Genomic DNA, 3968 nt, shown 5'->3' on the forward strand with positions numbered 1-3968 from the left:
CTGCTGATCGGTGCCGGGGCCGGCGTCTACGGCCTGATCAAACCCGGTGGCGCGACCGGCTGGAAGCAGCCCGGCACCCTGGTGGTGGTCAAGGAGTCCGGCGCCCGCTACGTCTACGCGGGCGGCCTGCTCCACCCCGTGCTCAACGAGGCCAGCGCGCGGCTGCTCGCCGGTGACCAGCTGAAGGTCGACCAGGTGTCGGCCCGTTCGCTGGAGGGCGCCCCGCGCGGCACCCCGGTCGGCATCGTCGGCGCGCCGGACGGCCTGCCGGCGCCGGCCGCCGCGGCCGGCGCCGACTGGCTGCTCTGCACGATGCGCACCGCGACCGCCGGGACGGCGGCGGCCAAGGCGGCACCGCAGCTCTCGGTCGCGATCGGCACCCGGCAGACCGGCCGCCCGGCCGGTGAGCAGGGCGTCCTGGTCTCCGGTCCGGACGGCGCCGCGCACCTGCTCTGGCACGGCCGCCGGTTCGCGGTGGACGCGGCGGGCGGCGCCGTCCGGGCGCTCGGCTGGTCCGCCGCCGCGCCCGTCCCGGTCACCGCCTCCTTCCTGGCCGCGTTCCCGGCCGGCCCGGAGCTGCGGGCCCCGGACGTGCCGGGCCGGGGCAAGGACGGCCCGCCGCTCTCCGGCCGCCCCACCAAGGTCGGGCAGCTGTTCACCGGGACCGGCGAGGAGCGGTACGTGCTGGCGGAGCAGGGCCTGGTGGCCGTCACCGCCACCCAGTTCGCCCTGCTGCAGGGCGATCCGCGGACCCAGCAGGAGGCGTACGGCAGCGGCCAGGTGGCGCCCGCCCCGGCCGGGGCGGGCGACCTCGCCGCCCACACCGCGCCGGCCGCCGCGGCGGCCGCCGCGGCGGCCTTCGCCCCCGAGGGCCTGCCGGGCCGCCCCCCGGCGCTGCTGCCGCCCCGGGCCGAGCAGGCCCTGTGCGCGGCGCTGCGGCCGGCCGCCGACGGCGGGGACCTGGACGTGTCCGTGCTGCCCAGCTGCACCCCGGCGGACCGGATCGCGGTGCGCCCCGGCGGCGGCGCCCTGGTCCGGGCGGTGTCCGGGGCGGGCTTCGGCGGCACCCTGTACCTGGTCACGGACACCGGTGTGAAGTACCCGCTCGCCTCGCCGGCGGTGGCCGAGCGGCTCGGTTACGCGAAGGCCGCGCCGACGGCGGTGCCGGGGCGGGTGCTGTCCCTGCTGCCCACCGGCCCCAGCCTCGACCCGGGGCCGCTGGCGGGCGGCATCGTCCAGCCCGCGGTGAGCGGCGAGGGGCGCTGCACGCGCTGAGCCGCGGCGTCGCCGGCCGGTGTGAACCGCCGGGCCGGGTGCTCCCGTTCACCCTGACGGGCCGGTCCGACCGGCCCGCGGCGAATCCCGCCGGCCGGGAGCGGCCGGCGGCACCGGAGGAGGTACGCACGTGGCGCAGCAGACGACGGTCAGCCAGCAGGTCCTGCAGGACATCAGGACCCAGGTCGAGGCGAAGTACGGGGCGATGAGGGCGACCGCCACCTACATCGAGGACATCAACTCGGCCATCCGGGACAGCTTCCAGGGCGCGGCCAGCACCACCTTCCAGAACAACATCAACGCCTGGCTGGAGCAGTACGCGGCGGTCAGCCGGGACTACGACGCCTTCCACGCGAAGTTCGGCGACACCGGCCAGATCTTCGCCGCGACCGGCGACCACACCCAGACGATCGCGAACAACAGCCTGGGCGGCGACCCGGGCCGTGCCGGCTACATCGAGGGCGTCCTGAACCCGCCCAAGTAACAGGCTGACCTCCGCACCGACCGCTCGACCCGAAGGGAACCATCATGACCGACGGCCACATGTCACTCCACTACGCCGGTGTCGACACCGCGATCAACGATCTGGAGGCGCATGCCAAGACCATGCACGACCAGATGGAGGACCTGAGGGGCTACCTCAACAGCAAGATCAATGTCGAGCTGGTGGGTGACTTCTCGGTCGCCGCGGGCACCCTCGCGACCACGCTCCACGACGCCGACGTGGCGATGGGCGGCAAGATCGTCAACGCCCACAACGCGCTCACCGAGATCCGCGGCGCCATCAGGGACGCGGACATGCGGGCCAGCACGCACTTCGACCACGTCCAGGGCTGACCGGTATGGCGGACGACGAGGACAAGGGCGACGGCGGCACCGTCAAGGTCACCGACAACTTCCTGAAGACCTTCTCCGAAACGGCCATCAAGAAGTTCCTCGACGACGTCAAGGTGTCGCTCCCGGTGCGGGAGCTCAGGGCCTACGCCGACGGCAGCACGCCGCTCCTGACCGGCAACAACTCGGGGAACTTCACCGCGCCGGGAACGCTGGCCAGCACGCTCAAGACGTACGACGACTCGGTCGCCAAGATGCTGGGGACGATCGTCAGCCAGTTCGAGACGCTGACCATCGACCTCCAGCTCGCCGACCGCTGGCTGAACAACGCGCTGGACGAGTCCCTGGACTACGCGCAGTTCATGAAGCTGGCCGGGCGGACCCTGAACCCCGGTAAGTAGATCCGGCGGGGGACCCCCCGCCACCACGGCGGAGCCGGCCCGGGCACGGGCCGGCCCCGCGACACGTCCGGTCGGGCTCGGCCGCGAGAGGGGATGCCATGGGGCACATCTGGGAGGACGCGCTGACCTTCCTCGGGTCGTCGGCCGACGCGAAGCCGGCCAGCCGTGAGTCGGTGCGCGACGACGAGAAGCCGTGGGTCAACACCGACGTCCGCAGGGCGGAGGTGCACTACGGCTGGCAGGGCGTCAAGGACGACGGCAACAGCCTGGCGCTCGACAGCTGGGTGGCCTGGTACTTCACCTACACCGTGGGCATCAACACCACCCAGAACCACGCCAGCTACGTCGTCGGCACCAACGTGAACTACGCGAACATCGACGGCGCGGGCGCCAAGTTCGCGGCGTGGACGGCCAGCAGGGCTCCCCTGGAGCGCTTCATCGACGGCACCATCAAGGCGAACGACCGGCTCGACCCGGACGGCTTCACCAAGGCGGCGAACAACCTCCGGGACTTCACCTACTTCCTCGACGGCTGGATCACCAAGATCGGGACGGACTGGGTGAAGGGCATCGGGGAGGCGGACGGCGACTGGCAGGGCAGCTCGGCGAACGCCCTGCGGGCCCTGCTGCTGGCGTTCCGCAACGAGATCGACGCGGACAACCGGATGATCCGGCTGGCCGACGTCGGCTCTTTCCTGACGCCGTGCAAGGGCGTCCTCGATACGCAGATCACGGCGCTGTGGAAGGGCTTCCAGGCCTGGTGGGCCTCGACCCAGGCATGGCCGACGAACACGGTCACCGCGGCTCTCATGGAGGGGCTCAAGGGCGCGACGCTGAAGATCGAGAAGGCGGCCGACCGGACCCCGACGTGGCACAGCCGGGACGACCCGGCCAACGGAGCCCACGACCAGTACGGCCGGCAGGACCTGCTCACCGACCTGAAGATCACCGTGAGTGGAGCGCCGTTCGGCGATCCCAAGTCGGTCGAGTTCTGGAAGCAGGTCGACAAGCGGGCCCGGGAGATCTGGGTCGCCAATGTCGTGAAGCTCCTCGACAAGGCCGCCGACGACGCGCTGATCGCGATCGGCACGGCCTACGGCAACGCCGGCAACGCCGCCGTGCCCCTGAAGCCGTTCCCGCTGATGATGCCCGACGCGAAGCCCCCGACGACGGACGACCCGACCAAGGACCCGACGAAGGATCCGACGAAGGACCCGACGAAGGACGGCGGGCCCGACATCAAGGACATCAAGGACGTCGGCGGCGGAGCCGGCGGCAAGGGGGGCCCGGACCTCAACCTCGGCGGCGGAGGCGGCGGCAAGGGGGGCCCGGAGCTCAATCTCGGTGGCGGAGGCGGCGGCAAGGGGGGCAGCAACACCCCGAACCTCAACCTCGGCGAGATCGGGGGCGGCAGCAGCAACAACCCGAACCTGAACCTCGGCGGAGGCAGTGGCAACC

4 protein-coding genes and 1 pseudogene are annotated in these 3968 nt (G+C 72.4%); all 5 read left to right on the forward strand.

Annotated elements, in window-relative coordinates; genetic code table 11:
* The coding region (gene eccB / locus VR45_RS37360) for a type VII secretion protein EccB (RefSeq protein WP_045944392.1) at positions 1-1275 on the forward strand (1275 nt) is incomplete at its 5' end.
* 130 nt (positions 1276-1405) lie between these two features.
* Positions 1406-1759, forward strand: coding sequence for a hypothetical protein (locus tag VR45_RS37365; protein WP_045944393.1), 354 nt, complete (start codon positions 1406-1408; stop codon positions 1757-1759).
* A 44-nt stretch (positions 1760-1803) separates the two neighbouring features.
* Positions 1804-2112, forward strand: coding sequence for a hypothetical protein (locus tag VR45_RS37370; protein WP_045944394.1), 309 nt, complete (start codon positions 1804-1806; stop codon positions 2110-2112).
* A gap of 5 nt (positions 2113-2117) precedes the next feature.
* Positions 2118-2510 carry a hypothetical protein gene (locus tag VR45_RS37375; RefSeq protein ID WP_045944395.1) on the forward strand — a complete coding sequence of 131 codons (393 nt, stop codon included), beginning with the start codon at positions 2118-2120 and terminating at the stop codon, positions 2508-2510.
* Between the two features lie 98 nt (positions 2511-2608).
* Positions 2609-3968: pseudogene (locus VR45_RS37380) on the forward strand (hypothetical protein); the annotation flags it as partial.

It is taken from the genome of Streptomyces sp. NRRL S-495 (assembly GCF_000966955.1).
GTDB classification, from domain to species: Bacteria; Actinomycetota; Actinomycetes; order Streptomycetales; family Streptomycetaceae; genus Kitasatospora; species Kitasatospora purpeofusca.